Genomic DNA, 26153 nt, shown 5'->3' on the forward strand with positions numbered 1-26153 from the left:
TGACCTGCCGGTCGGCGTGACCCGCTCGGCGGCCCGTTCGACGGGGCAGGTCAGTCGACGCCGCCGACGAGGTGGTCGAGCTTCAGATGTGGATGCAGGCGTTGCAGCACAGCCAGTTCGACCTGGCCCGCGAACACCGCGAGCTCCGTTCCGTCGTCCCGCATCAGCACCTCGCTGCGCCAGCCGGTGTCCACGAGCGGACGCTGACTCGGATCAGCCAGCCGTCGCACGACCGTGTACGGCAGGTGTTCCAGCGTCATAAGCGCGGCGAACTCCCACTCCATCCGGTGCAGGGCCACTTCGAACTGCATCGGTCCGACAGCGGCGAGAACCGGGGCACTTCCCTGACCTCGGCGCTGAGACCTCATCACCTGCACGACTCCTTCAGCGTGCAACTGCGCGATGGCGCGGTGGAACTGCTTGGCACGGGCGACATCCGCGGGCCGGGCGACGGCGAAGTACGCCGGAGCGAACCTCGGCAGGCGCGGGAACCGCACCTCCGGAACGCCTGCGAACAGCGTGTCCCCCACTCGCAGCGCGGAGGCGTTCACCAGCCCGATGACGTCGCCTGGATAGGCAACGTCCAGTGTGGTCCGTTGCTGACCGAATGCCTGCTGCACGTACTTCGTCGCGAACGGCTTGCCGGTCGCGACGTTCGTCACGACCATGCCCCGCTCGAACGCGCCGGAGCACACCCTGGCGAACGCGATCTGATCCCGATGGGCCGGGTTCATGCCCGTCTGCACCTTGAACACGAAGGCCGAGAACGGCGCGTCGAGCCGCCTTGGCCGCCCCGACACATCCACTCTGGGGCGCGGAGCCGGGGCGAAGTCGACCAGGAAGTCCAACAGATGGCGGACGCCGTAGTTGAGCATCGCGGCACCGAACAACACTGGCGAGGCCTCAGCTGCGAGAAACCGCTCGTGGTCGAACCCGCCGCCGGAGGCGTCGAGCAGGTCCGCTTCTTCACACGCGCGAGACCACGCTGGGCCCTCCTGGGCCGCTGCCACGGCAGGATCAAGACGCTCTTCCTGCGCCGCGGTGGCGCCGCCCACGGTGCGTTGATAGCGCACCATAGTTCCGTCACGACAGTCCAGCAGCCCGTGGAACTCCCCCGCCGGCCCTATCGGCCAGGTGAGCGGCATCGGCTGCAACCCGGTGTGGGTGGCGAGCTCGTCGCACAGGTCCAGCGCATCACGACCAGGCCGATCCCATTTGTTGACGAACGTGATGACCGGAACGCCCTGAGACCGGCACACGTCGAAGAGCTTCAGCGTCTGGGCCTCCAGCCCTTTCGCCGCGTCGAGCAACATCACCACGCTGTCCACTGCGGACACGACTCGATACGTGTCCTCCGAGAAGTCCGCGTGTCCGGGCGTGTCCACGAGGTTGATCAAGGTGTCGCGATGGGAGAACCGGAGCACCGCGGAGGTGATCGAGATTCCGCGTGCCTGTTCCATCCGCATCCAGTCGGACACGACAGCACGCCGCCCAGCCTTGCCGTGCACGGCGCCCGCCTGGCTGATCGCCTTGGCGTGCAGGGCGATCGCCTCGGTCAAAGTCGACTTGCCGGCGTCCGGATGGCTGATCACCGCGAAGGTGCGCCGCCGTGCTGCCTCGTACGGCACATCGGTCTCACGCGCGCCCATGATCTCCTTCCATCCGGTCAGCCGATCCGCCATTCGAACAAGGCGACCCCCATCTCGACAGGTCCATGTGGCCGCACTGTTGCACGAGTTGACCAGGCCGCCTAGCATTCATGCATAGATCGCTATGTATGCATGAAAGGGACTGCGGATGTCGTCAACGACCGCGGGCGCCATTGCCCTTGGCCTGTACGTCACGTACATCGTGTGGGCCTTCGGCGTCCGGACGGTTCTGCAGTATCGACGGACGGGTTCTACCGGCTTCCACGGCGTGAGCGGACGCCCTGGGACCGTGGAGTGGTGGGCCGGAGTGCTGTTCGGCATCGCTCTCGTCCTGGGTCTGCTCGCCCCCGCCGCGCAGTGGTCCGCGTTGGTCACGCCGGTTCCGGTACTCGACCACACGGCCCTTCAGCTCATCGGCACCGTGCTGGTCGCCACCGGATTCGCCGCGACGGTGGTTGCACAGCTCGGCATGGGCGCTTCGTGGCGCATCGGTGTCGATGAGGGGGAACGGACAGCACTCGTCACCACGGGAACGTTCGCCCTGGTGCGAAACCCGGTGTTCACAGCGATGATCAGTGGTGCGACAGGGCTGACGCTGCTGGCACCCAACCTCCTCGCCATCATCGGTCTGGTGGCGCTGATCACCGCCGTTGAGCTGCAGGTGCGGGTCGTGGAGGAGCCCTACCTGTTGCGGACGCATGGCGAGACCTACCGCGCTTACACCGCGCGGGTCGGTCGTTTCCTTCCGGCCATCGGCCGCCTGACCACCGACGTTCTCTGACAGCGAAAGGGCATCCCAGTGGGAACTGGACACGGACACGGCACCCTCACCGCGGCGGGTAAGCACCGCGGCCGTTTGATCGGTGTGCTCGCGATCACCGCGAGCATCATGGTCGTGCAGGTCATCGGCGCGTTGCTGTCGGGCAGCATCGCGCTCCTCGCGGACGCCGGCCACATGCTCACCGACTCGGCCGGAGTCGCGCTGGCACTGGTCGCCATCACTCTCGCCGCGCGCCCGCCCACGGCGAAGCGCACGTTCGGCCTGGCCAGGGCCGAGATCCTGGCCGCCGCCGTCAACGCCGCCGTGCTGCTCGGGCTCGGCGCCTACATCCTCTACGAGTCGGTGACGCGGCTCAGCGAACCGCCCAACCTGCAAACAGGCTCGATGCTGATTTTCGGCGTCATCGGCCTCGTCGGCAACGTCGCCTCGATGCTGCTGTTGTTCAAGGCGCAGAACGACAGCCTGAACATGCGCGGCGCGTTCCTCGAGGTCGCCACCGACACCCTCGCGTCCGTCGGAGTCATCGCCGCCGCACTCATCGCGATGTTTACCGGCTTCACCCGCGCCGACGCGATCGTCGCAATCCTGATCGGACTGCTGATCCTGCCGCGAGCGTTCAGCCTGCTCCGCGCATCAGTGGACGTCCTGCTCGAAGCCGCACCCAAGAACGTCGACCTCGACAAGGTCCGGCAGCACATCCTGGGAGTGCCGCACGTCCGCGACGTGCACGACCTGCACGCCTGGACGGTGACCTCCGGCATGCCGGTGCTCTCAGCGCACATCGTGGTCGAGGACGAGTGCTTCCACGACGGACACGCGCCCCAGGTCCTCGACCAGCTCCAGACCTGCCTCACCGGCCATTTCGACGTCGAGCACTCCACGTTCCAGCTCGAACCTGCAAGTCACTCCGCACACGAACACGCCGCGCATCCGTGAGTGGAGTCAGAACAACGCAGTCTGGTAGAACCGGAACCGCGTGAAGCACCACACGCCGACTGCCCACTCGGCACTGTCCGTTGTGGACAGCCTTCACGGTTCTCTGTTCGAAGATCAGATGACCGGGGTACGGGACAGCACCACCGCGAGACCGAACGCGACGCCCATCACGACAACCTCGGCCGCGGCCCACGCCACCAGCGGAGCCGGCCGTCCTGCCGCGATCAGCGGCAGCAGCCGGAAGCGGATCCTTCCGCCCAGCGCGGCGAGCAGGACCAGACACACCGACTTCAGCAGCACGAGCTGTCCGTACCCGGTGGTGAAGAGCCCGCCGGGAAGCTCGACGAGCGGCGTCGTCGCGAGCTGCACGAGAGCGTTGATGACGCCTGTCACGAGGACGAGGAGCAAACACACGGTGGCGAGCTTGGAGAACCTCGGCAATGCCGCGGCGAGAAGGTCTCGTCGCGTACTCACGAAGTACACCAGCACCGCCAGCCCTCCGGTCCACAGCGACGCCGCGATCACGTGCAGCTCCATCGAGGCCATCAGCAACCCGTGCCCACCCCAGCGCAGGCCGAAGTTCGCGGCGTGGCCGCCCACCGGCAGCGGAAGGAGGGCGAAGAGTGCCACGAGCATCCGCAACTCGGCGGGCACGCTCTCACCCGAGCGCACCGCGAGAAGCGCGATGTTGAAGTACACCAACGCTGACACGGCACTCATCGCAAGAGCCTGGCCCGCGCCGACCTTGCGCATGAACTCCAGCACGTGGCCGATCCCGATCTGCTGGCCTGGACGCAGTTCCGCGACCAGCAGCAGCACCATCGCGAGCGCGGCCAGCACCCAGACCGCGGAGGAGACGACCGCGGCACGGCGGACGGTGCCCAGTACCGGCTCGGTCAGCGCCGGTCGGTCGAAACCCAGCAACTTGGGCAACACGCTCAGACCGACCGTCACGACGGCGGCGACGAACAACACGGCCCGCACGACGGGCAAGCCGAAACGCACTACCGCGCCTGGCTCGGGCAGGCCGGGCACAGGGGCGACAGCGGTCAGCACCAGGGCACCCGCCACACCGAGAGCCACCGCTCCCACCAGACCCGCTGCGATGGCAGCGCGGGGCAGCTGGGCGGTGCGGTTGGAGCTCATCTCGGTTTCTTGCCGGTGCGCAACGCCAGCACAACACCAGAGGCGAGGAGCACCACGGCGCCGGCGATCCACGGCCAGACCGGCGCGTCACCGACACCGCCGGTGGACGCCGTGTCCGTCAGCTGAGGTGCGGACGGGCTGGCCGGCGTGCCGGTGCCCGTCTGGGTCAGCCTCATCGTGATCTTGCCGGCGACGGGATGGCCGTCCGCGGAGAGCACGCGGTAACCGACGACGTAGTCACCTGCCGGCCCGAGCGGCAGGACGCCGGCGGTCACCTCGTTCCCGCTCACCGATGGCTCACCTGAATCCCAGCGGGTTCCATCTGGTCCTCTGACCGTGACGGTGTTGAACCCCTGCTGCATCGGCTGGTCGAAGGTGAGCATGACCTTCGACGGGCCGGAGGCCATGGCGGCGCCGTCCGCGGGGTCGCTGCGGACGAGCACGTTGTGCGCGAGCGCGGATGAAGAGCCGGCGAAAACGGCCGCTACCGCGAGCACGAGAGTCACAACAAGACGCTTCACGACGTGGTCCTTGTTCCGCGCAGGGTCGACGACACCGCACTCTTCACAGCCAGCATCACGCAGACCGTAGGCCACAGCCTCCGAGAGTGATGAGCGGGTTCGGCGAAGGTCTCACGCACGTGCTCCGCGCACCATCCAGGCCACTCCCCAAAGCCACAGTGCCACCACGGCCACGATCAGCCACGAGGTACCCGTGATGAGGGCGGTGACCCCAAGCGCGGACGCGGCGCCCAGCGGCACGACGACCACCATGGCTGCACGGTTCAGAACCGCGCCGACAAATGCGATCCACGCCGCGAGCACAGGGAGGTACAAGGCCAGCTTGGCGCCAATGACGTTCACGGCTTGGCCTCGCCCTCGTCCTGGTCGCGTGCCGTCGCTTCCGGCTCGTCCGCAGCGAAGGATGTTCCGTTTCCACCTTCAGTGACCACGGTTTCGGGTTGTCCGTTCTGAGCAGGTGTCACCGCCGTGGTACTCCGTCGGCGCGGAGAGCTGTAGAGGGCGTCACGGAACTGCATCCGGGCAGCGCGGTCCGGGTCGTTGCGTTGGGCGATGCCGATCGCCACCAGCGCCGCGATGATCACGAGCAGGATGAGACCGAGAATCAGCAGGGCGGAAACGCCGCCCTGCTCATGGGTTGCCAACACCTGCACAGGTATCACCCTGAGCCGAGCGGCTGTGCGTTGCGAGCCGTCAGCATCGCCTTGAGCGTCTGCACTTCGGCTTCCTGACTGGACGCGATGGCACCGGCGAGACTGCGCACGATCGGAACCGTGGCCTTGTCGGCCGCGTACTTCGACATGGAGATGCCGCCTTCGTGATGCCGCGTCATCAGCTGCAGGAACAGCACGTCGAACTCCTTGCCGTTCAGTTTGCGCAGGCGTGCGAGCTCCTCGGAGGTCGCCATGCCGGGCATGCGGCCGTTGTCCATGCCGGACATTGAGTGATGCTCACCGCTCATCCAGGTCATGAGCTTGCCCGCAGATGCCTGCTCGGGCTCACCCCACATGCCGAGCCAGCCCTTCATCCGCCCGACCTGTTCCAGCTGGCTCGACGCGATGTCGAACGCGAGCTGCCGCACATCAGCGTCGTCACTACGGCCAGCCGCGAGATTCGCCATCTGCACGGCCTGCAGGTGATGCACCGACATGTCCTGCGAGAACCCGATGTCGACCGCGGTGGGCCCGGCGGACTCGTCGGGGCGAGCGAGGGTGAGGCCAGCGGCCGCGCCGACGAGCAGCAACGCGATGCCGACTGCCAGCGCGATCACCCGCCGGGACCAGTTGACGTCCTCCGACGCCTTCTCCTCCGTCATCAGTTCCCTCCCGCAGGGGTGGAGGACGGCGCCGTGTTCTGCTCCTTCGGGTCCTCCTGACCGCCGTCGACCGGCACCGCGTCCGGGCCTGGCTTCTCGGCCACGAACGGCGGCGGGTTGGTCACGTCGAACTGGGCCGGGCTGGCCTCGCAGGTGGCGCCGGGCTCGGGGTAGGTGTTCGGGTTGCGGCGCAGCGAGGAGATGAACTGGTCGATGCGCTCGTCGTCAGCGCTGTCCAGCTTCAGCTGGTGACCCCACGACTGCAGCGCGATCGGCTTGTCCAGGCCGGGGTACGGCGACAGCATCGTGAACTGCTGACCTTCCGCCTTCGGCTTCAGCTTGTCCAGCGCGGGACCGTTGACCTGGTCGGGGTTGTAGGCGATCCACAGCGCGCCGTGCTCCATCGAGTGCACCATGTTTTCGGTGCGCACAGCCTTGTCATAGACCACACCGGTGCAGTCGGCCCACGTACCGTCGTGCGCGCCGCCGTAGGGCGGGCTGGCTTCGTAGGCCACCCGCTTCACAGGCTCGACGTGCTTACCGGCCGGATATTCCTTCTTGGTGACGCCTGCGATCTTGTCTGACGGATCCTTGTTGGTGTCAGACGGCTTCCACTGCGCGAGAGCGGCTTCACGTTGGTTGTTGGCCGAAATCTGGGAGTAGGCGTAGCCGAACACCCCACCCGCGAGGCCCAGCACCGCGACGACGGCGATGATCGTGCCCCACGGCCTGGGCTTGTAATCCACGACGATGGACTTCGTTCCGCGGGCCTTCTTGGACTTCCGGCCACTGGTCATTTCCGCTCCTCGGCAATCGGCTACTAGCGAGAATAGTAAAGATCGCGAGAGCGGACCTGAGAGGACTCTGTGCGACGCCGTATCCTCTCGGTCATGCAGGGGCTGGGAGAGCTGGAGTCGGCCGTGATGGACGTGCTGTGGCGCGCTGATCAGGCGCTGACGGTGCGTGAGGTGCTGAGCAGGCTCAATCGCGAGCTCGCCTACACCACAGTGATGACGGTGCTGGACAACCTGCACCGCAAAGGCTGGGTCCAGCGCGACATGGTGAACCGCGCGTATCAGTACCTGCCATCGACCACGCGCGAGGAGTCGGCGGCCGCCGCGTTGCGCGACCTGCTGAACTCCACGGAGAACCCCGAAGGCGTGTTGCTGCGCTTCACCGAGTCCGCCTCCGAGGGGGAGATTTCCCTGCTCAGGCGGGCGCTCCGGAGGCGACGCAGCCGATGACGATCGCCTTGGCGTTGCTGGTCGGCGCATTGCTGGCGGGCTGGGTAGCACCCGCGCTGCTGAGCGCGCTGCTGAGCGCACGGGTGCATCCCCAGGTGAGTCTTGTGACCTGGTTGACGCTGGTCACAGGCATTGTTCTGGCGAGCAGCATCGCACTGATCATCGCCCTGCTGCCAGGACACGGCCCCGCGCCGCAGGTCATCATGATGCTGCACAGCTGCCTCACCGCCATCCGGCACGGCGGTGTTCCCGGCGCGGAACATCTGGCCGGGTTGCTCTGGCTCGCCCTGGTCGTGTTCGGAGCGGCAAGGTTGGCGGTGAGGCTTTTGCGTTACCGGCGGCATCAAGGGCAGCTGTACGTTCGGCACCGAGGCGCCCTGGACTGGCTCGCCAAGCACGACGACGGGCCGATCCCGACGCTTTGGCTTCCTCACGAACAGCCCATGGCGTACAGCATCGGCGGCCCCGAGGCGCTGATCATCGCAACCGATGGTCTCGTCGAGCGACTGCCCTACGACAGCGTTCAAGCAGTCCTCGAACACGAGCGCGCACACGTCCGTGGCCACCACCACCTCCTGGTGGCTGTCGCTCGCGCCCTCGCGGCCACGCTGCCATGGCTTCCGCTCGCGCGCTGCTCCCCCGAGTTCGTCGGCGCGGTCGCCGAACTGGCGGCGGACTCGAGCGCCGCCCGGATGCACGGCACCCGTGCCGTCCGCACCGCGTTGCTGAGCATGACCACCCCGCACGACACGCCGCCGGCCGCCCTTGCGATGGCGCACACGTGCGTCGATCTGCGGTTGGCACACCTCGACGAGGCCGGCACCGCAAGTGGCCGTGACGTCAAGCAATTCCATGTCGCGCTGAGCGGTCTCTGCGCTGTCACACTCCCGTTCGCGCTCGGGACAGCGCTGTTCGTGACGGCAGCACTCGCCGTGTGCCCCTTCATCCCCGGCATGTCATAACAGTTCGGCAACACAGCCTCGATGGCTCGTGACCGTGGCGACCAGCTTCGTCCTCACGTCGGCGCACCCGGCGCGGCCACGACTCGGCATGACAGGACGGGCACCCCACGACCCTCACCGACGCAGCGGCGGCTGCCCCAGCACGCTGCGGCTGAGTCACGTGAGTCGGCCGAGTCCGGGGAGAAAGCGCCCGGTATGACTGGCGTAGGACAGGTACTCCCCGTCGTGCACCTGCCGCAGGTACGGCTCCTCGACCAGCCGGACCTGCAGTTCGCTGCCGACGATGACAACCCCCAGTCCGACGATCGCGATCAGACTGGGCACGACCAGCGCCAACCCGGCGACCATCATGATCACCGCCGTGTAGACCGGGTTGCGGACGATGCGGAACGGTCCGTCGGTGACCAACGCGGGCCGCTCCGTCAGATCGACGGTGCTGCGCCACGAATCACCCATTGCGAGTTGGGCACCGAAGGTGGCGAGCAGCCCGATCACACTGACCACGACGCCTGCGACACGCACAACCGGCCGATCGAGGATCGACAACGCCGGAACACCGAGCAGTTCGCTCGCGGGTGCGGCCGCACCCGCGAGCAGGATCCCGACCCCGAACGTTGCCCGGGACCACAACTGCACAGGCGTCGTCGGCCTGCGGACACCGGAGTCACCGGTGCGACGTCGTTGGATCCAGACACGAACCCCGCCGCCGAGCACTAGAAACGCGAACAGCAGGAACAGCGCGATCAAAGCGAACACGGCCCACTCCCCAATTGACGGATCGTAACACCAAGCAGGCGATCCCCATCCACGCGCGTGCGCCACCGCTCTTCCACGATGAGGCCGTGACCAGGTGGTTCGGCCAGGAACTCACCAGCGGTGAACCGGTCATCGACCGGGTGGTCGACCGCCTGCACGCAGTTCATCAACGTCATCGACCTCCCAGTCTCGATTGATCGATGAAAGCCGGTTATCATCGTCTTATGACGATGAATAGCACGACCGGATGCTTCACGTCGAGCGGTGGCGCGACAGTCCTGGATCCGGCCGTAGCGCTCTTCCACAGCCTGTCGGACGCGACGCGGCTCGCGATCGTGCAGCGACTGGCCTCGGGTGAGGCACGTGTGGCCGACCTGGTGAGCGAACTCGGTTTGGCCCAGTCGACGGTGTCGGCACACGTCGCCTGCTTGCGCGACTGCGCCCTCGTGACGGGCCGCCCGCAGGGCAGGCAGGTGTTCTACAGCCTGACCCGCCCCGAGCTGATGGACCTGTTGGCCGCTGCGGAGACGCTGCTCGCCGCCACCGGAAACGCCGTGGCCCTGTGCCCCAACTACGACGTCACAGAGGAGACAACCCGATGAGCGACGCATGCTGCGGTGGCGACGAGCCGCGTACAGCCGAGGAGCAGGAGGAACACGAACCTGAACGGCTCTGGGAGGTCAGCGAGCTCCGATTCGCGGCCATCTCCGGTGTCTTCCTCGCCGCCGCGCTGACCGCCGGCTGGACGGGCTTGTCGCCCGTGCTCGTCGCGGTCCTCGAAGTGCTGGCCCTGCTGATCGGTGGCTACACCTTCGTCCCCAACACCATTCGCCGTCTTGCCAAGGGCAAGATCGGTGTCGGCACGCTCATGACCATCGCCGCGGTGGGTGCCGTCCTGCTCGGCGAGGTGGGCGAAGCAGCGATGCTGGCGTTCCTCTTCTCCATCAGCGAGGGCCTCGAGGAGTACTCCATCGCGCGCACTCGCCGTGGCTTGCGGGCGCTTCTCTCCCTCGTTCCGGACGAAGCCACGGTCATTCGTGGTGGCACCGAGACCGTGGTGGCATCGACCGAGCTGCGCGTCGGCGACCGGATGCTGGTCAAGTCAGGCGAGAGAGTGGCCACCGACGGTGTCATCCGCACCGGTCGGACCGCGCTCGACGTCTCCGCGATCACTGGTGAGTCGGTGCCCGTCGAGGCAGGCCCCGGCAACGAGGTCTACGCCGGGTCCATCAACGGCACGGGTGTGCTCGAGGTGGAGGTGATCTCGACCGCCGAGGACAACTCCCTCGCCCGGATCGTGCGCATCGTCGAGGCCGAACAGGCCCGGAAGGGTGCGTCCCAGCGCCTCGCCGACCGCATCGCCAAGCCGATGGTGCCCGGCATCATGATCGTCGCGGTTCTCATCGCCGCAGTCGGCAGTCTGCTCGGCGACCCCCTCGTGTGGATCGAGCGGGCCCTGGTCGTGCTGGTCGCCGCATCACCGTGCGCGCTCGCGATCTCGGTGCCCGTGACCGTCGTCGCGGCCGTCGGTGCGGCCAGCAAGCTCGGCGTGCTTGTGAAGGGCGGAGCAGCTCTGGAGGCGCTCGGGGCCGTACGCGGCGTCGCGTTGGACAAGACCGGCACGCTGACCGCCAACCGGCCCACCGTGATCGACGTTGTGACCACCGACGGCACCAGCCGCGAGCACGTGCTGGCCGTAGCAGCAGCACTCGAAGCACGCAGCGAACACCCGCTCGCCCGAGCCGTCCTCGCAGCCGTCGACGACGTCACCGCGGCCGAAGACGTCGAGACCGTGACCGGTGCCGGACTGACCGGTCGCCTCGACGGCCGCCAGATCCGGCTCGGCCGCCCCGGTTGGCTGGAAGCCGGACCGCTCGCCGACGACGTACGGCGAATGCAATCGGCAGGCGCGACCGCAGTCCTCGTCGAGGAGGACGGCCAGGTGATCGGCGCGGTCGCCGTGCGTGACGAGTTGCGCCCCGAGGCCGCCGAAGTCGTGGACCGCCTCCGGCGCGACGGCTACCACGTGGCGATGCTGACCGGTGACAACCTCACGACCGCCACCGCGTTGGCGAAGGAGGTCGGCATCGACGAGGTGCACGCGGAACTCCGCCCCGAGGACAAGGCACGGCTGATCGAGCAGCTGCGCACCCAGCGGTCCACCGCGATGGTCGGCGACGGCGTCAACGACGCCCCCGCCCTGGCCACCGCCGACCTCGGCATAGCGATGGGCGCCATGGGTACCGACGTCGCGATCGAGACCGCCGACGTGGCACTCATGGGCGAGGATCTCAGGCACCTGCCCCAGGCGTTCACCCACGCCCGCCGCGCACGGAGCATCATGCTTCAGAACGTGGGCTTGTCCCTGGCGATCGTGGTCGTGCTCATGCCGCTGGCACTGTTCGGCGTGCTCGGCCTCGCCGCCGTGGTGCTGGTGCACGAACTCGCCGAGGTTGTCGTCATCGCGAACGGCGTGCGGGCGGGACGGAGCAAGCCACTGCCCGATCTGATCCACAGGGGTCAGCTCCCTGCAGCACGAGCTACCGCTGTTGGCGCGTCGTCGTAGCCCACCTCAAGAACACTTGGCGCTGGCGGAAGTCAGAAGCTCTGCAGGAAAGCGGTAGACGTCTGCCAGCGTCATGAAGCCCGGGAAGCACCGATCCAGTACGGCGAACGGCCCCGCACGGATGCGTCGGGGGGATCGCGCCATCGGAAGGGAGGGGCATTGCTCGACCTAATCCACGCTCACGAGCACGTTCTCGACGACCCCGCCGTCGCAGGCACACCAGGACTCAGCCGGGCGGGATAGTTGTCATAGTAAGCCTAGTACTAGGCTCACTAGTAGTGAACGGGCGGTGAGGAGCTGGGGATGCCGAGCGGCCGCAAGACCAAGCAGCCGCCCCGTGGCGCGGCGAAGTCGATCGTCAGCACCAGGCTGATGTCTGGGGCTCGATCGTTGCGGTGCTGGGGCTGGCGGGGGTGTGTCCGGTTACGCAGATGGCGAACAACGGCCGCGAGGCCGCTCTTACCCAGTGCAAGCCGTCAGGGGAGAGCAAGGACCCGTTCGGTTTTGACCGCGCCGATGATGAGCGCGTCGACCAGTTCATCTCCTCTTGCGCCGCAACCCGAACACCTGTCCCGAGGTCGGTGCTTCTCGTGAGAGCTCGCAGTTCTTGTCAGACCAGGCCAGGTTCGTCGCGGAAACACCCAGGCTCCGCATCCGCTCAGCCGTCGACTCCGGTGGAGGGCAAATGAACTGGCCGTCGTTGCTGATGCTGGTGTTCATCGGGCTCGCTTTGGTGCTCATCGGCTACCTGGTGGGCACCGCGTCGGTCAAACCCGCTGGTCCCGCGGACGCCGACATCATCTTCGCCGCCGAACTGTCCACACACCACGCGCTGGCGATGCGGATGGCAGGCCTGGCCGGGCAGTACAGCGACGACCCGGAGATCCGGCACGTCGCGTTCGAGATCGAGACGGACAGGATCGAGCAGGCCGGCCGGGTGAAGGGCTGGTCAGACGTGTGGAAGCAACCCCCGCAAACCGCGAAGGACGTGGAACGGCCCGCGCTGGACCGCGTTGATCCCGCCGAGGTCACCGCGTTGCGCCGCCTCACCGGGACTGAGTTCGACATCGCGTTCCTGCAGCTGATGCTGCGGCACGACGAGACGGGAATCGCGCTGGCGAAGCTCGCCGTGACCAAGGCCCGAACCTCAGCGGTGCGGGTGCACGCGAAGACCGTCCGCGCTCAGCAGATGACCGAGGTGGAGACGCTCGAATCCCTGCTCGCCGCCCGCACCTCCCGCACGTCCCGGTACTGATGGACAACAATGATGTCCGAACATCTGCTCATCCAGACGGTTCCCGTCGCCAGTCACAGCGGTGAAGGCGGCACCTGGATCCCTCGGCGTGGTGCCGTCGTCATCGTCACGTGCCTGGTCGCCGTCGGTATCGCGCTCTACCGCGATACCAACCGCGCTGCCGACCAGGAAGTACGCCGGATGCTGCTGGGCAACGGGCCACGCCGCTCGTTCGCGCCGAAGCCGCCTGCGGCACCGGAGTCCGAAAGGGACAAGATCTGAGCACTTCACCAGACATGCGTGGCGGCCGACATGGCTAGCATGGCGCGATGACCGGACGTCCGGAGCGGCTGCCCCGCACGCTGCGCATGCTGCGTAGTGGACTGCTCGCGACGTGCGCGGCTGCCCTCACGGTCACCGCTCACGGTGTCGGGGGTGGCGATTTCCCAGACGGTGCGATGACGGTCTTCGCTACCGCGATCATCGCGCTCGCCGCCACAGCGTTCGCCGATCGCAAGCACTCACCGGCGACCGTTGTGCTGGCTCTCGGCGTCGCCCAGCTGTTCATGCACCTGCTGCTGAACACCGGCGGATCACACCACGGGTCTTCGACCGCTTCGGACAGCGCGCGAATGGCGTTGGCACACGTGGTGGCAGGTGTGCTGCTCGGTGCGCTGCTGGCCAAGGCCGACGCGTGCCTGCTCGCGTTCATCACCGCCGTCCGCCGGTCACTCCCCCGCATCTTCCCGCCGCCGGCAATACCTCGGTCCATCCCGTCGAGGCCTGCCGTGACCGACTTCGTCGACATGCTGCACGGCGTCGTCGTGCTCACGGACGCAAGTCGGCGCGGCCCTCCGCTCTCCCGCTGACACCACCACTCCGACCGGTCCGCTGGACCGGTGTTCTGTCATGCGAGGAGCACCATGTCCCCGAAGTACCCACGTGTGTTCATGGCGGCCGCGGTCGTCGCGTGCGCGGCCACGTTGTTCACCAACGGCGTGGCCGCCGCGCACCTCGAACCCGTGCCAGGCCAGGCAGTCAAAGGCAAACCTGCCACCGTCACCTTCAAGGTCCCCAACGAGCGCCCCGACGCTGGCACCGTCTCGGTACGGCTCGATCTGCCTGCCGAGTTCCCGCTGCGCACCGTCCGGGTCCGCAGCATCACAGGCTGGACGGCCGAGGTCGTCAAGGCGAAGCTCGACCAGCCGATCAAGACCGGCAACGTCGAGATCACCGAAGCGTTCCGCAGCATCACCTGGACCGCCGCCGCGGGCATCCGGATCGGCCCCAATGAATTCGCCGAGTTCGCTGTGACGCTCGGCCCTATGCCGGACAACACCGACAAGCTCGTCATCAACGCCGTGCAGACCTACGACAGCGGCGAGGTCGTGAACTGGAACCAGCCGCCATCGGCTGAAGGCCAGGCTGAGCCGGAACATCCCGCCCCTGCGCTCAAGCTCGTCGCCAACGACACAGCGGCACAGCCTGATGAGCATGGTGGCACACCTGCGGCGGTGACGAACACGGCGCCTGGTTCCGAAGCGACCTGGCTCGGCGGCTCTGCGCTCGCCGTGGCCGCGTTGGCCCTGGGGATCGCGATCGGCACAGCACTGCGCTCACGCCGCGCACAACAGACTGGGGAATCGAAATGAAGCGCCTTCTGCTCGTCCTGCCGCTCGTTTTCCTGTCAGTACTCACGACGACACCTGCGGCGTCCGCGCACACCCAGCTGATCTCCAGCGACCCCAAGGAAGGCGCGCAGGTCGCCGCACCGCCGCAGCAGCTCACGCTGACGTTCAACGAACCCGTGCGCCCGGAGCAGACCACGGTCACGGTGACCGGCGCTGATGGCACCGCGTGGACCGTCGGTCAGATCACCGCAAAAGACGCCTCGTTGCTCGTACCGGTCACCCCGGCCGGCCCGGCGGGCCTGTACACGATCAACTTCAAGATCGGCTCTGCCGACGATCACGCCGTGACCGGAGCTGTGAAGTTCACCATGACGGCGCCGCTGGTCACCACGACGACGGCGCCACCGACCACGACCACCACTGCTCCCAGCTCAACCGCACCCTCGGTCGCGCCAGTGGCCGACGTGCAGTCCGACCAGAGCACCGGGCTTACATGGTGGGCCTGGCTGCTCATCGCCATCGGCGTGGCCGCGGTGGCAGGTGCCGTGGTGTGGCTGAGGAGGCGAGCGACGCAGTCGGCTTGAGCTCCGTCCGCACGGGACACCGGCTCACCATCCGCCGGGTGTCCCGTGTGGACGCTGAATGAAGCGCGCGATGATCGCGCTGATCTTGTCTGCGGTGTCCAGGAAGCCGTCGGCACTTCCTGCTCCGGGCATGACCACCAGCTCCGCTCCCCTGATCCGGGCCGCGCAGCGTCGCGCCGCGCTCGGCGGAAAGAGCAGATCGTGCTGGAACGCGATGAGCAGACACCGTGTCCTGATGGACGGCCAGTGCGCGCCGCGTTCGGAGTCGAGCAGCCAGGCGCGGCAGGCCGCGTGCTGTTCCTGCAGCCCTACGCTTTCCTGGTACGTCCGCAGCGAGAAAGTTGTGATCCACTTCTCGACGTCCTCGTCGCTGTCCTGCAACAACGACATCGGCAGGCCGTGCACCGAGCGGTCAGCGATGAACAGCTCGTCCGGCAATCGGTGTCCTGCCTCGAGCAGGTCCTGCCACGCCCGCAGCCGGATGCGGTGGTACGCGGTGGTCGGACCCGCGCTCGCGATCAACGTCATGCTGCGCAACAGATCCGGCCGCGCGACTGCGAGCTGTTCGGCGATGAAGCCACCTTGGGTCAATCCCACGGCATGCACCGGCCCGAGGTCGAGGTGCTCGATCAGCGCCGCGATGTCCTGTGCGAGCAAGGGGATCGTGTAGGGCCCCGGCGGCGACTCCGAGGCACCAGTGCCGCAGCAGTCAACCGTGACCGGCATCAAGCCCGCTCGCAGCAACGCCGGCACGTGGGCGATCTCCCACGCGATACCCGGCATTCCGCTGTCTCCCAACAACAACACAGCATCGCCGCGCTCGCCGTGAACCTCGTAGGCCAGCCGCACACCGCCGACCACCACTTCGCGCACGACCATCACCCCACGGCGTCCCGGAACCTGTTCCGGAACACCCTGAACGACCGGGTGAATGTGCGCGACGCCATAGCCGCATTCGTTAGCGGAGCGTTTTCTGCCACCGATCGGAGAGGTGCGGAACCGTTGCGACTCTTCATGATCATCGCCGCGCTGCTGGCATCCGCGTGCGGCTCCGAGCTGCCATCCAGCGATGAGACGAACCTGGCACCGCTCCGCGCCTGAGCTAGCCGATCAACGTCGTCCAGTAGAACCAGAACGCCTGCAGCACCGCACCACCGATGAGCAGGTACCACAGCGTCAGCACCACGCCGTGGTAGCCGGTCAGCACTGCGGTTGTCCGCCGTGGTGATGGCAGGTGACCTTGCTCCATGTTGTACAGCGTCGTGTACCAGAAGATCGGGATCATGACCGACCACACGGCCATGCAGTACGGGCACAGCGCGCCGATCACGTACAGGCTCTGGTAGATCAACCAGTGCACGAACACGACGCCGAACGTCACGCCCGCCTGCAGGCCGAGCCAGCACCAGCGCGGCAACGCCGCGCCGGCCGCCAGCACCACGCCGAGCGTGACGACCACCGCGAACCCGGCGACACCCAGCAGAGGGTTCGAGAACCCGAACACCTCCGCCTGCTCGGTCTTCATGATCGAGCCGCAGCTCAGGACCGGGTTGATGCTGCACGTCGGGACGTAGTCGGCGTTCTTCAGGAGCGCGATCTTCTCGACAGTCAGCACGAAGGCCGCGACCAGGCCGATCCCGCCGCCCACGATGAGCACCCGCGGCAGCAGCCTGATCACGAACCGAACGGCTGAGGTCACTTGGCCAGTTCCCGCTCGATCGCGGCCTTGAGCCCGTCGTAGCTCGGCGCGCCCTGGAACTTGGTGCCGTTGATGAAGAACGTCGGAGTGCCCTGGACTCCCACGGTGGTGCCGTCCTTGCGGTCCTTGAGCACGCGCTCCAGGGTGGCCGGGTCGTTCAGGTCGGCTTCGAACTTCGTCATGTCCAGTCCGAGGTCACGAGCGAAGCTGACGAACAGCTCGTGCTGGAGGACCTGCTTCTCTCCCCACTGCTGCTGGGTCTCGTACATGCGCTGGTACATCGCGTCGAGCTTGCCCTGCTTACTCGCGGCCTCCACAACGGTGGCTGCCAGCTCGGCGTTGCGATGGCTGGGAATCGGGAAGTAACGCATCACGAACGTCACGCGGTCGCCGTACTCGCCACGCAGCTTCTCGACGCCGGGATAGGCCGCGCGGCAGGACTCGCATTCGAAGTCGAGGAACTCGACGACGGTCACCTTCGCGTTGGGCGCGTCGTTGAGCTTGTGGCTGTCGGGCCGGACGAGCACCTCATTGGGCGCGATCGGCGTGGGTCTCGCGACGCTGGTCGATCCGGCCGGCTGCTGCGACCCCGAGGGCCCCGTGAGCCTGCTGAGCAGGACGAAGCCTCCGACCACCACCACGACAACCGTAACGATGATCAACGAAATCCTGGCGTTCTTGGTCATGACGACATACCTCTGCGACAAGTTCGAGTGAGTGATCAAGACACGGCGAGGCCCGACCGCCTCGTGGCGGTCATGGGCACAGAGGCGTGACTACGCCCGCAACACGCAGAGCTGCGTGAGCCGGACTCCGGGACGCGGATCCGGACCCTGCCACGGCAACGGCACGCGCACGACGCTCACGGCGATCGAACCAGGACGGCGAAGGACGACGAGGCCGAGCAGGACAGTGAGCAGCACCGCAAGACAGGCTCCCGACACTCCACCGAGGTCCTCGAGCAGTTCCGAAGCGGTGCCAATGGCAGTCGGCGGTGAAGGCGAGTCGACCAAGACCAGCGTGCTGGAGGTCGCGCACTGCGCCGTCAGGGCGGTGTCCCGATCACAGGGCGTGCCTTGTAACAACGCGATGCCGACGACGAGCGCGAGCACGGCGAAGACCCGCGCGAGGCTCGCTCGCGCGATGGTCCGCATGCTGCCGGCGCCAGGCACGCGCTCCAGATTAGCGGTCGCTAGAGCCGAGCATGCCAGTCAGCTCGATCTTCACGACGCGGAGACGTTGGCCAGACGTCGGCGACATCTTCGGCAGCCCTACTTCGCGCCGACTCGCCGCCCCCACTGTCCCGGTCTCTCGAGCGCATCCGTCACGCTGTCTGTCGCACAAACCAGGCGACTGATCCAGTCGATCATGTTCAACAGGTCAAGGGACAGTTCAGTTCTTCACCCGTTCCGGTGACGACGTTTCTCGACGGCGGCCCAAGGCGTCACGCTGGCCTCGTGGAGCGCGAACATCCCTGCGAACTATGTGATGACACGGGCGTGATGACCTGGCTGCAACCTGTGCCCAATGCGGATGGCACGCTGACGATGAAGCAGATGAATCACCCTTGTGTCAACAGATGCTCGGGCTGGTTCAAGCTCCCTGTCAGAGAGACGGGCAACGTCGTTGATCCCAGCGCAGGTGATGCGGCTGCGCTGGGCAACGTCGCCCGAGCGAACCTCCATCACCGCACCGACTGGTTGCGGCCCGCCCTTCCGCAACAGGACCGCGGCCTCACCCCGCCTGGCTGACCATCCCGTAGCCCTCGGTGAACAACCACCTCTGTGTGTCATGAGCACAGAGGTTCTACGCGCCAGCGACACCCACGCCAGGCATTGAGTAAGAACGGTCGGCGGGCAGCCCACGAGCTTGTGCACGAGCCTGGCCTTGGCCGCTGCGGCCCGCCTGCTCGTCCTCAGCATCGTGCTGAAGCTGCTCAACGGTGCCGGGCTCGCGGCAACGCTGGTGGTTCAGCCGCGATCTGATCAGCTCAGTTCCTTGCCGCCGACGCTGTGAAACCGGGAACCGGCGCCGTTGCCCCACAGTTGGCCACCGCGGGTCAGGATCGTCGCCGCCATCGGGCTGATCACCGCCGGCGGCCGTAAGGTCCGGGGAACTCCTCTCGGAAATCACCGCGCGGCACGCGAAGCAGGCGATCATCGACGTGGCAACGAAGGTGGAGCTTTCAGCCTACGAGACGCCCGAACTTCCCACGATGGGCTGCTGCGCGCGTCGGCTGCCGAGCACCGAGATGGTCGACGGCCCGCTCGGCGCCATCGGCTCAGTAGCGTCCATCGGCGGCATCGTCGTCGCACTGCTGACGATCCAGCCGTGGCTGGTGCGGCTGATGTTCGCCTGACGCAGTCGACAACGCGACCATCGGGAAGTTCTTCTTCCAGGGGATACTATTCGTCCTAGTAGGACACCGTCACCTACGACTTCGGCCGCCAAGACCGATGCGTTACAAGGAACCGCCGACACGCCCGAAGATCACATCTACATGCCGAACAAAGCCAGGTGGATGCTCACTCAGCCGCGCGCAAGCCCGCCATGGTCACCGCGACGAGACGGTCCAACGCCGCAGTCGAAGGAAGTTTACTCGCCGCACCGAGCGCGTGCAGGCAGTAGCTGGCGAGTTCGTCGACTGCGACGTCGTCGCGTAGGTTGCCGGTTGCCGCCACGTCGTTCAGTAAACCCTTGATCAGGTCGCGGAGATGCTTGTGCGCCTGGGTGACGTGCGCACTCCGGTGCAGGACCGCCTCGACCTCGGGGCCGGGGTGCGCGTGGGAGAAGCGGCCGCGCGACAGCCGCGCATAGGCCGCGAGTACCGCTTCGAGCCGTTCACCGGGGTCGCCTGGCCCGTTCCGAAGTTCGGTGAGCTCGGCGAGGTGGGCGGAGATCTGCCGTTCGTGCCATGCGCTCAGGATCGATTCGACGTCCGGGAAGTACTTGTACAGCGTGGCCCGTCCGATGCCGGTCTTCTCGGCGATCCGCGACATCGTCACCGACAACAGGCCGTGTTCGGCCACCAGTTCAGCGGTGGTGTCCAGGATCGCCTCACGCACCTCGCGGCGGTGCGCCTCGATCGTCTCGTTCCACAGCTTTGGCACCCGCCCAGTATACGCAGTGATGATGACGTGACACTGCAGTTCGACATCGACACATTGTCTCGATAAAATCGGCTCTGACGCAGAGGAGGTCCTCATGACCAGCCAGTCCCCTGATCCCGCTGCCAGCGACGAGTCACCTCCACGCATGCCGCGCTGGGTGAAGGTGTCTCTGATCGTCGTCGGCGCCCTCATCCTGCTGTTCCTCGTCTTGCAACTGACGGACGTCGGGGGGCAGCACGGACCCGCGCGCCACCTGTCGTCGGCCAGCGTCATCGTCGGCGGGCATGTATGACCATGCCGCCACGAGTGCGCAAGCTCGTGCTCACCACGCACGTCACCACGTCCGTCGGCTGGCTCGGCGCGGTAATCGCCTACCTGGCTCTCGATGTCACCGCCGTGATCAGTCAGGAACTTCAGCTGACACGGTCCATGTATCTCGCCATGGAAGTGACCGTCAACTACGCCATCGTCCCGCTGGCTCTCGTGTCAGTGCTCATCGGAATCATCAACGCCCTGGGCACCACCTGGGGCCTGTTCCGGCACTACTGGGTCCTGGTCAAGCTCGTGTTGACCCTGGCGGCCACGACCGTGCTGCTGATCGAGACGAGTGTCGTGAGCCGCCTGGCCGAGGCAGCTGCCTCGGCCGCCGATCCCCGCGAGTTGTCGGGGACCCTCGGGCACTCCATCGGCGGCCTGGTCGTACTGCTCCTGGCCTTGATCCTGTCCGTGTACAAGCCGCGTGGCCTGACCCGGCACGGGTGGCGCAAGCAGCAGAAACAACGCGGTAACCAGCGCGCGGCGTTCGAGTCTTAGCAGTGGCCGTTGATGGATCCTGCCGGCAGTCCCGCAGGCGCTTCCGTCATCATCGTGCCTGCGGCGTTGGTGGACATGATGCTGCTGGCCACTGGCCCGTCGTCCAGTACGGCCTACTGCGTAGGCCCGGCCCGCGGCGTCACGCAGCCAGTGGTACTGCCAGCCGAACACGGCCTGATAGAACCGCATGCTCCGCTCGGTGTCGTTGGTGGCGAGCTCCACCCAGCACGGGTTTCCCGGCGTGGTGGTCGCCTCGACTGAGGGTCGGCTCATCGCGCCACCTCACGGACCGGCTGCCGCAGCGGATCGGGGTCTGCCGTGGTACCTGCGGTGATCATGGGAAGACCGCAACTTCCCGCCGGGGTCGAAGTCAGTCCCAACCGAGCCCGGTGACATCCTCACCTACCGCAACGAAAATCCCCGGTGCCGCAGGAGGCGGCATCGGGGATTCCACTTACCCGAACAACGTCACTCGCGGCACTTCTTGCCGGTGTTGACGCAGTTGACGAGGCGGTTCATGATCTTCTGCGACATCACGTTGGCGAAGTCGTCGTGGTCGGTGAGCGGGTTGTGTTCCTCTTCCGGGAACGAGTCGACCGAGTACAGGCGCGCCTGCTGGACGTTCCTGGGGATGTTGTAGGTCAGGGAGATGCGCAGCTGCGGAACGGCCTTGAAGCCCTTCTTGCACTTGCCGTTCTGGTCCGGGAAGACGATGTGGTCGCGGTGGTTCGCGGAGTCGATGTTCTTGCCGTCCCAGCAGCTCGGGAAGTCGTGGACGCGCTTGACCTTCGAGCCCTGCGGGCAGATCGGGTACTTGTCGATCAGCACCTTGTCCTCGAAGCCGCTGCAGGTCCACGAGGCCTTGGCGTTCTTCGGGCCGTTCTGGCCGGCCTTGGCGTCACCGTAGAGAACGCGGAGGAACTTCGGCATCGCGACGACCTTGCCGGTCGGCGAACCGCGGAACTGGAGATCGACGACTTCCGGGCGCTGAATCTCACCCTCGTTGCCCGGCAGCTCGTTGTTCGCGTTCTCCTCGACGTTGTTCTGGTTCTTCTTGTTCTCGGTGCCTTCGGCCTGGGCGTTGTCGCTGTTCTCGCTGCCGTTCTCGAGGCCCTTGTTGTTCTGGTCCTTCAGCTTGCAGGGCGCGAGCTGCTTCAGCTCGGGCGCCTGCTGGTTCAGCCTGCGGAAGGCGATCTCCATGCGGTCCAGCGCCGCGACGCGCTTGTCCTTCAGCGGGCCGAGAATGGCGTTCTGCACGAAGTTCGGGCCGCCCTGGCCCTGTGTCGAGGCAATGCGCTTGTCGGCCTCGTCGATCTGCTTCTCGATGTTCTCGAGCTCGCGGCTGATCTCGGCCTGCGCCTTGTCGGGGACGTCCTCGGGCAACGCGGAGGCGACGTCCGGGCATTCGACGGTAGGCGCGGCCTTGTCGGCCTTGTCCTTGTCCTGCTGCGCCTTGTCGTCCTTCTTCGGCGGTGCTTTCTCCTCGTCGTCCTCGGCCTTGTTGATGCGGATGACGGGCCAGAAGTAAGCGGACTTGTCACCGTTCTTACAGGTCGTGCCGGCCTTCTGCAGCGACTTGTTGTTGGAGTCCGCGTTGGTCGACAGGTTGCCGACGTAGTCGTGCAAGTGCTGCGCACCGTTGCGGACGCCAGGCTGCGCGATGAAGTTGTCCGGGTTGAAGTGCCCGTTCTCGTTCTTGCCGCAGTCGACGGTGAACGTACCTGTGGTGGCGTCGTTCTCCGGTTTTGGTTTCTTGACGTTCGGCTTCACCTTGGTGATGTCGACGAACAAGCCTTCGTCCAGAGCGCCGTCGGCAAGCGCCGTGCCGTCGGCCGAACCTACAGCCACCACCGCGGCACCGCCAGCGACCAAAGCCATCGCCGCCGCTGCGGCGGTCAGCCAGATCGTGGATTTCCTCCGGTGAAAAGCCATTTGCCACCTCGTGTATTCCGATAAAACGGCATGGCGAAGCTGACGGCGGTTAGCCGTGTCATTCGGGTTGAACTTCGGTGTGCGGTTAGTACGACCGAGATTTACGTCTCGTATTCTTTTTGGACCTGGATATCATTCGCATTCCGACCAGTGCGAGCGCGAGCACCGCTATCGCGCCGAAGAAGACGCCGTTGTTCTCACCGAATACGCCTTGCTCGGCGGTACGGGTGAACCTGGTGCCCTCCGGCACAGTCGGGATCACGCCGTCGGTCGGGTTGGCCGAGGCGTCAGCTCCCTGCTGATCTCCACTGGCATCCGGTGCCCCGATGCTGTTCGTGGGAGGAGCGAGCGGTTGCGGTGACTCGATCGCGCCGAAGTCGACGCGTCCGGTGTCCTCCATCGCCTTGATGTGCTCGAAGACGGTGATCATCGCCTGCGTGGAGAGGATGCGGATGAGCTCGTTCTTGGTGCCCGCCCGGATCTGCGCGGCATAGGCGTAGACCTTGCCGTGAGCCACGCGGAGCCGGTTGGCGAAGACGGAGTCGAACTCGTCACCGTTGGCCGCGTCCATCTCGGCGAGCCAGCCCTTCTGCTCGTCGGTGGCCTCCTGTGGCAACGTGACTCCGAGCAGCACGCCCGCCCGGTTCACCACGTTGTCCAGCAGGGTGTGCCCCTCGATGAGGTGCTTGCTGGCTTCCTGGATCTTGGGCTGGTCGGCCCGCTTGGCCTTGCCCTTCTCGCCGGCGGGCTTTTCCCACAACCCGGCCTGCTTGACCCGGTTCATGAAGTCCCGGTCCGCGGGCCCGAGCGGACCCCACTGGGTCTGCACGACCTCGTCGCCCGTTCCGCCACTACCGGGCGGCGGGGTCGAGATGGGGGTCGAGGGGTTGGCGGGCTGGCCGATCGCGCTCCCGGTGTTGACCAGCACGGCCAGCACACAGCCCGCCAGCGCGACGATGAGTCGCATCGGCGTTGCCAAGTCCATGGGGAGTCGCACGAACGGGGATACGGCCAGGAATGGGGGCGCGCCTCAGTTCGAGACCTCGACGTTATCAAACCGTTATCTGACCCCGCGCAACCACGGCGCGCGCTCGCGACCTGAAGTCCTAAGTACGAGCTTGCGGCGTTGGGGGACTCGTTCACCGAAGGGGTGGGCGACGACGACGCCAGTCGTCCGAACGGCGTGCGCGGATGGGCGGACCGCGTCGCCGAGGTACTGGAGACCGCCGACCCGGAGTTCACCTACGTCAACCTGGCCGTGCGTGGCCGGTTGCTGCCGCAGGCGCCGCCCAGGAAGTAGTCGTAGGCGCGGGCGCCGACGGCACGCTGAGGTCCACGTCCACGCTGAGGTCCACGTCACTGTGTGACTCGAAGGACGAGGCCAACGGCGTGGACCTTTCGAGAAGATTCTGAGGTTCTTCGGCGTTGGATTTCTTGCAGCACAGAAGGCGCTTGCACATGCGGGTGTCGCACTGACGTTCATGCGGGAAGTTCCAGGTTAACGTGTTTGCGGAGCCACATGGTGGATCGGCAATGATAGACCAGTTATCGGCATCTCCGAACGACACCGCAAACCTGACATGTCCTGGTTCAACTTACCTCATGAGATCGGACATGTTCTATTTCATCCCAATCGCGTACCGGGGCTCCACTCCGCGGAAAGATCACCGATGCCGACATCGAGGCGCTCGAGCAGTTCCAGGCCACCGCGACCTGATCAAATACTTTCGAGTGACTCGTGTACGCGTCACCCTTCTTCCGAATTCGCAGAGGGGCGACAACCCTTTGCGGCAAGAGACCAAGGTGGGGAAACGCGTCCACCGTTTCACGAAGAGGAGGGCCGGCCCAGAACGTCGCCTCGGTCCCAGGTGCACGACGAGCCCAACCAGCGATCGCCAGCGCGGCGGTGACTCCTGCGAGTTGCCCGTTCGTCGCTGCACCACTTCGGCTACCGCTTCCTGGCTTCCTCACCGATGGCACCAACGCCGCCACGGCCCTTGACCGTCACGACCGACTGGTCATCAACCTGCGCACGGCGGTATGCGACTCACCCAGCAAGACCGACCCTGCGATCCGCCGACGCTACGACAAGCGGTGATCCTTGCGAAGCGTCGTTGGCGTCGTATGCAGCGAGGTCCATTATGGAGCGTTCTGGGCAACCGACACAGGCCTCGCGGACCTGAAGGCCTACGGCATCAGCGGGGACGAGATCTTCGAGATCACCGCCGCGGCCGTCGGCGCCGCGTTGCACAGCCTCGAAGCAGGCCTTCGCGCTCAAGTTGGCCCACGCGACAACCCGTAAACGTCAAACCACGATCTCCGCCTCGCAGCTCGGGATCTCATGAGCAAGTTCCCCATCGGTCGTCCTTCGCATGAGCTGGTGCTCGAATTCCATGCGGACGATCTGGACCAGCTGGCGGGCCCGGCCTGCTCCGATTCCCATGCTGACCCGCAACGTTTTCAGCCGAGATCGGCCTCTGGTGACATGCGCGGTGCACCGCGCCTTCCTGCCTTGCCTTCTCCAAGAGCTTCTCCCGCGAGACCTTCTGACTCCGTGGTCGAGTATGCGACTGCACACAGATCTCCTGCTGTTCGGCAAAGTTCCTCGAAGATCCGTCCTCGGACACATCCCGCTTCATCACACCGGATTCGTCGGCACCAACGATGTCTTGGATGTTCCCTGTCGCATGCCTGGTCGCACCGATCGCTTGCAGAAAGCCGGGGCCCACCTCAGCCCAGCCAACCAGAAGGAGCGGCCCCACAGCATCGAACGCCGCCTTCCCGTATTCACCCGCGATGACCGGATCGGCCACGTTCAACGCCAGCGTGACAACGCTCGCGAAGATCAGCAGCCGGCGGGCTGGACGGAGCACGTCGAGGGAGACACCACTGAGAGCCAGGTGCCTCGTACCGAGCAGGAGACCAAGAATCGAAAGGTCTGTCAAGTACCGGGTTTGATGGAGACTGGATTAGTTGGTTTCCTGGGTTGCGGTGACCGGGTGGGTCATCGCGTGTAGTGCTTCGTACTCGGCGGGCGGTACGTGCCCGAGCTCGCCGTGCAGGCGTCGGTTGTTGTACCAGTCGATGTACTCGACGGTGGCGATCTCGATATCGTCCAGGCCGCGCCATGGTCCGCGGTTGCGAACGAGTTCGGCCTTATACAACGAGTTGAACGCCTCGGCCATCGCGTTGTCGTAGGAATCTCCTTTGCTGCCAACGGATGCGACAGCGTCGGTCTCGGCAAGGCGCTGGGTGTAGCGCACCGCCCGGTACT

35 protein-coding genes and 2 pseudogenes are annotated in these 26153 nt (G+C 66.2%); 19 read left to right on the plus strand and 18 right to left on the minus strand.

Going from position 1 to position 26153, the window contains the following annotated elements; genetic code table 11:
* Nucleotides 1–50: 50 nt before the first annotated feature.
* A complete protein-coding gene (locus BLR21_RS32145; RefSeq protein WP_090011948.1) occupies nucleotides 51–1682 on the minus strand; it encodes a peptide chain release factor 3 in 1632 nt (543 codons plus the stop codon).
* 115 nt (nucleotides 1683–1797) lie between these two features.
* Between BLR21_RS32145 and BLR21_RS32150 the strand changes: the two genes are divergently transcribed.
* Nucleotides 1798–2430, plus strand: coding sequence for a methyltransferase family protein (locus BLR21_RS32150; protein WP_090011950.1), 633 nt, complete (start codon nucleotides 1798–1800; stop codon nucleotides 2428–2430).
* Between the two features lie 18 nt (nucleotides 2431–2448).
* Nucleotides 2449–3366, plus strand: a complete 918-nt coding sequence (locus BLR21_RS32155) for a cation diffusion facilitator family transporter (protein WP_090011951.1) — start codon at nucleotides 2449–2451, stop codon at nucleotides 3364–3366.
* Between the two features lie 114 nt (nucleotides 3367–3480).
* On the opposite strand, the gene BLR21_RS32160 is transcribed toward BLR21_RS32155, so the two are convergent.
* From BLR21_RS32160 to BLR21_RS32185, 6 genes are all read right to left on the minus strand, one after another.
* Nucleotides 3481–4512 (minus strand): copper resistance D family protein, encoded by a 1032-nt coding sequence (locus tag BLR21_RS32160; protein WP_090011953.1) that lies wholly within the window; start codon nucleotides 4510–4512, stop codon nucleotides 3481–3483.
* Entirely contained in the window at nucleotides 4509–5033 is a 525-nt protein-coding gene (locus tag BLR21_RS32165) for a copper resistance CopC family protein (protein WP_090012038.1), read from the minus strand. Before BLR21_RS32165 ends, BLR21_RS32160 begins: the two co-directional genes overlap by 4 nt.
* A 111-nt stretch (nucleotides 5034–5144) precedes the next feature.
* The gene (locus BLR21_RS32170; RefSeq protein ID WP_090011955.1) at nucleotides 5145–5375 is read right to left on the minus strand and encodes a hypothetical protein; all 231 of its coding nucleotides are present in this window, start codon (nucleotides 5373–5375) and stop codon (nucleotides 5145–5147) included.
* Nucleotides 5372–5686, minus strand: a complete 315-nt coding sequence (locus BLR21_RS32175; RefSeq protein WP_090011957.1) for a hypothetical protein — start codon at nucleotides 5684–5686, stop codon at nucleotides 5372–5374. The genes BLR21_RS32170 and BLR21_RS32175 overlap by 4 nt, the downstream gene beginning before the upstream one ends.
* A 5-nt stretch (nucleotides 5687–5691) precedes the next feature.
* Nucleotides 5692–6348 carry a DUF305 domain-containing protein gene (locus BLR21_RS32180; protein WP_090011958.1) on the minus strand — a complete coding sequence of 219 codons (657 nt, stop codon included), beginning with the start codon at nucleotides 6346–6348 and terminating at the stop codon, nucleotides 5692–5694.
* Nucleotides 6348–7145 (minus strand): DUF3105 domain-containing protein, encoded by a 798-nt coding sequence (locus BLR21_RS32185; protein WP_090011959.1) that lies wholly within the window; start codon nucleotides 7143–7145, stop codon nucleotides 6348–6350. The genes BLR21_RS32180 and BLR21_RS32185 overlap by 1 nt, the downstream gene beginning before the upstream one ends.
* A 93-nt stretch (nucleotides 7146–7238) precedes the next feature.
* On the opposite strand from BLR21_RS32185, the gene BLR21_RS32190 reads away from it, so the two are divergent.
* A complete protein-coding gene (locus BLR21_RS32190; protein WP_090011960.1) occupies nucleotides 7239–7592 on the plus strand; it encodes a BlaI/MecI/CopY family transcriptional regulator in 354 nt (117 codons plus the stop codon).
* Nucleotides 7593–7600: 8 nt separating this feature from the next.
* Nucleotides 7601–8554 carry a M56 family metallopeptidase gene (locus BLR21_RS32195; protein ID WP_176929899.1) on the plus strand — a complete coding sequence of 318 codons (954 nt, stop codon included), beginning with the start codon at nucleotides 7601–7603 and terminating at the stop codon, nucleotides 8552–8554.
* A gap of 156 nt (nucleotides 8555–8710) precedes the next feature.
* On the opposite strand, the gene BLR21_RS32200 is transcribed toward BLR21_RS32195, so the two are convergent.
* Together BLR21_RS32200 and BLR21_RS32205 are read right to left on the minus strand one after the other, a co-directional pair.
* Entirely contained in the window at nucleotides 8711–9310 is a 600-nt protein-coding gene (locus tag BLR21_RS32200; protein WP_218131027.1) for a methyltransferase family protein, read from the minus strand.
* Nucleotides 9298–9486, minus strand: a complete 189-nt coding sequence (locus BLR21_RS32205) for a hypothetical protein (protein ID WP_143027965.1) — start codon at nucleotides 9484–9486, stop codon at nucleotides 9298–9300. The genes BLR21_RS32200 and BLR21_RS32205 overlap by 13 nt, the downstream gene beginning before the upstream one ends.
* A gap of 48 nt (nucleotides 9487–9534) precedes the next feature.
* Between BLR21_RS32205 and BLR21_RS32210 the strand changes: the two genes are divergently transcribed.
* From BLR21_RS32210 to BLR21_RS32240, 7 genes are all read left to right on the plus strand, one after another.
* The gene (locus BLR21_RS32210; RefSeq protein WP_090011963.1) at nucleotides 9535–9912 is read left to right on the plus strand and encodes an ArsR/SmtB family transcription factor; all 378 of its coding nucleotides are present in this window, start codon (nucleotides 9535–9537) and stop codon (nucleotides 9910–9912) included.
* A complete protein-coding gene (locus tag BLR21_RS32215; protein ID WP_090011965.1) occupies nucleotides 9909–11876 on the plus strand; it encodes a heavy metal translocating P-type ATPase in 1968 nt (655 codons plus the stop codon). The genes BLR21_RS32210 and BLR21_RS32215 overlap by 4 nt, the downstream gene beginning before the upstream one ends.
* 685 nt (nucleotides 11877–12561) lie before the next feature.
* Nucleotides 12562–13131: a DUF305 domain-containing protein gene (locus tag BLR21_RS32220; protein ID WP_090011967.1), complete on the plus strand. Its 570-nt coding sequence runs from the start codon at nucleotides 12562–12564 to the stop codon at nucleotides 13129–13131.
* Between the two features lie 12 nt (nucleotides 13132–13143).
* Entirely contained in the window at nucleotides 13144–13392 is a 249-nt protein-coding gene (locus BLR21_RS32225) for a hypothetical protein (protein WP_143027966.1), read from the plus strand.
* A 47-nt stretch (nucleotides 13393–13439) separates the two neighbouring features.
* Nucleotides 13440–13979 carry a hypothetical protein gene (locus BLR21_RS32230; protein WP_090011970.1) on the plus strand — a complete coding sequence of 180 codons (540 nt, stop codon included), beginning with the start codon at nucleotides 13440–13442 and terminating at the stop codon, nucleotides 13977–13979.
* A gap of 81 nt (nucleotides 13980–14060) precedes the next feature.
* Nucleotides 14061–14762, plus strand: a complete 702-nt coding sequence (locus tag BLR21_RS32235; RefSeq protein WP_256335081.1) for a YcnI family copper-binding membrane protein — start codon at nucleotides 14061–14063, stop codon at nucleotides 14760–14762.
* Entirely contained in the window at nucleotides 14759–15325 is a 567-nt protein-coding gene (locus BLR21_RS32240; protein WP_090011973.1) for a copper resistance CopC family protein, read from the plus strand. The genes BLR21_RS32235 and BLR21_RS32240 overlap by 4 nt, the downstream gene beginning before the upstream one ends.
* 24 nt (nucleotides 15326–15349) lie before the next feature.
* On the opposite strand, the gene BLR21_RS32245 is transcribed toward BLR21_RS32240, so the two are convergent.
* The 4 genes from BLR21_RS32245 to BLR21_RS32260 form a co-directional block, all read right to left on the minus strand.
* The gene (locus BLR21_RS32245) at nucleotides 15350–16198 is read right to left on the minus strand and encodes an alpha/beta fold hydrolase (protein ID WP_176929900.1); all 849 of its coding nucleotides are present in this window, start codon (nucleotides 16196–16198) and stop codon (nucleotides 15350–15352) included.
* Between the two features lie 229 nt (nucleotides 16199–16427).
* A complete protein-coding gene (locus tag BLR21_RS32250) occupies nucleotides 16428–17024 on the minus strand; it encodes a vitamin K epoxide reductase family protein (protein WP_090011977.1) in 597 nt (198 codons plus the stop codon).
* Nucleotides 17021–17710 (minus strand): DsbA family protein, encoded by a 690-nt coding sequence (locus BLR21_RS32255; RefSeq protein WP_090011979.1) that lies wholly within the window; start codon nucleotides 17708–17710, stop codon nucleotides 17021–17023. Before BLR21_RS32255 ends, BLR21_RS32250 begins: the two co-directional genes overlap by 4 nt.
* A 90-nt stretch (nucleotides 17711–17800) precedes the next feature.
* A complete protein-coding gene (locus BLR21_RS32260) occupies nucleotides 17801–18196 on the minus strand; it encodes a hypothetical protein (protein WP_143027967.1) in 396 nt (131 codons plus the stop codon).
* A 285-nt stretch (nucleotides 18197–18481) separates the two neighbouring features.
* On the opposite strand from BLR21_RS32260, the gene BLR21_RS41915 reads away from it, so the two are divergent.
* The 3 genes from BLR21_RS41915 to BLR21_RS32265 all read left to right on the plus strand — a co-directional run bounded on the left by BLR21_RS41915 (nucleotide 18482) and on the right by BLR21_RS32265 (nucleotide 19383).
* On the plus strand, nucleotides 18482–18775 hold the full coding sequence (locus BLR21_RS41915; RefSeq protein ID WP_143027968.1) for a hypothetical protein: 294 nt from the start codon (nucleotides 18482–18484) through the stop codon (nucleotides 18773–18775).
* A 136-nt stretch (nucleotides 18776–18911) separates the two neighbouring features.
* A complete protein-coding gene (locus tag BLR21_RS44115) occupies nucleotides 18912–19040 on the plus strand; it encodes a hypothetical protein (protein WP_256335082.1) in 129 nt (42 codons plus the stop codon).
* 160 nt (nucleotides 19041–19200) lie between these two features.
* Nucleotides 19201–19383: a hypothetical protein gene (locus BLR21_RS32265; protein ID WP_143027969.1), complete on the plus strand. Its 183-nt coding sequence runs from the start codon at nucleotides 19201–19203 to the stop codon at nucleotides 19381–19383.
* A 166-nt stretch (nucleotides 19384–19549) separates the two neighbouring features.
* On the opposite strand, the gene BLR21_RS32270 is transcribed toward BLR21_RS32265, so the two are convergent.
* Nucleotides 19550–20134 carry a TetR/AcrR family transcriptional regulator gene (locus BLR21_RS32270; RefSeq protein ID WP_090011985.1) on the minus strand — a complete coding sequence of 195 codons (585 nt, stop codon included), beginning with the start codon at nucleotides 20132–20134 and terminating at the stop codon, nucleotides 19550–19552.
* A gap of 94 nt (nucleotides 20135–20228) precedes the next feature.
* Here BLR21_RS32270 and BLR21_RS32275 point away from each other — a divergent pair, with 94 nt between their 5' ends.
* Nucleotides 20229–20426: a hypothetical protein gene (locus BLR21_RS32275; protein WP_090011987.1), complete on the plus strand. Its 198-nt coding sequence runs from the start codon at nucleotides 20229–20231 to the stop codon at nucleotides 20424–20426.
* Between the two features lie 2 nt (nucleotides 20427–20428).
* Nucleotides 20429–20947: a DUF2269 domain-containing protein gene (locus tag BLR21_RS32280; RefSeq protein WP_218131028.1), complete on the plus strand. Its 519-nt coding sequence runs from the start codon at nucleotides 20429–20431 to the stop codon at nucleotides 20945–20947.
* Between the two features lie 108 nt (nucleotides 20948–21055).
* Here BLR21_RS32280 and BLR21_RS44745 read toward each other — a convergent pair.
* The 3 genes and pseudogenes from BLR21_RS44745 to BLR21_RS32290 all read right to left on the minus strand — a co-directional run.
* Nucleotides 21056–21220, minus strand: a pseudogene (locus BLR21_RS44745) (VOC family protein); the annotation flags it as partial.
* 195 nt (nucleotides 21221–21415) lie between these two features.
* Nucleotides 21416–22879: a DUF1996 domain-containing protein gene (locus tag BLR21_RS32285; protein WP_090011991.1), complete on the minus strand. Its 1464-nt coding sequence runs from the start codon at nucleotides 22877–22879 to the stop codon at nucleotides 21416–21418.
* An 85-nt stretch (nucleotides 22880–22964) separates the two neighbouring features.
* The gene (locus tag BLR21_RS32290; protein WP_176929901.1) at nucleotides 22965–23846 is read right to left on the minus strand and encodes a DUF4142 domain-containing protein; all 882 of its coding nucleotides are present in this window, start codon (nucleotides 23844–23846) and stop codon (nucleotides 22965–22967) included.
* A 159-nt stretch (nucleotides 23847–24005) separates the two neighbouring features.
* Between BLR21_RS32290 and BLR21_RS32295 the strand changes: the two are divergent.
* The 3 genes and pseudogenes from BLR21_RS32295 to BLR21_RS32300 form a co-directional block, all read left to right on the plus strand.
* Nucleotides 24006–24161: pseudogene (locus tag BLR21_RS32295) on the plus strand (SGNH/GDSL hydrolase family protein); the annotation flags it as partial.
* A 265-nt stretch (nucleotides 24162–24426) separates the two neighbouring features.
* A complete protein-coding gene (locus tag BLR21_RS44750) occupies nucleotides 24427–24789 on the plus strand; it encodes a M78 family metallopeptidase domain-containing protein (protein WP_420843926.1) in 363 nt (120 codons plus the stop codon).
* Nucleotides 24790–24980: 191 nt separating this feature from the next.
* On the plus strand, nucleotides 24981–25181 hold the full coding sequence (locus BLR21_RS32300; RefSeq protein WP_090011995.1) for a hypothetical protein: 201 nt from the start codon (nucleotides 24981–24983) through the stop codon (nucleotides 25179–25181).
* A 667-nt stretch (nucleotides 25182–25848) separates the two neighbouring features.
* Here the strand turns inward: BLR21_RS32300 and BLR21_RS32310 are convergent.
* A partial coding sequence (locus BLR21_RS32310) for an integrase core domain-containing protein (RefSeq protein ID WP_143027970.1) occupies nucleotides 25849–26153 on the minus strand: 305 nt, incomplete at its 5' end.

It is taken from the genome of Lentzea albidocapillata subsp. violacea (genome assembly GCF_900100275.1).
Taxonomy (GTDB): Bacteria; Actinomycetota; Actinomycetes; order Mycobacteriales; family Pseudonocardiaceae; genus Lentzea; species Lentzea violacea.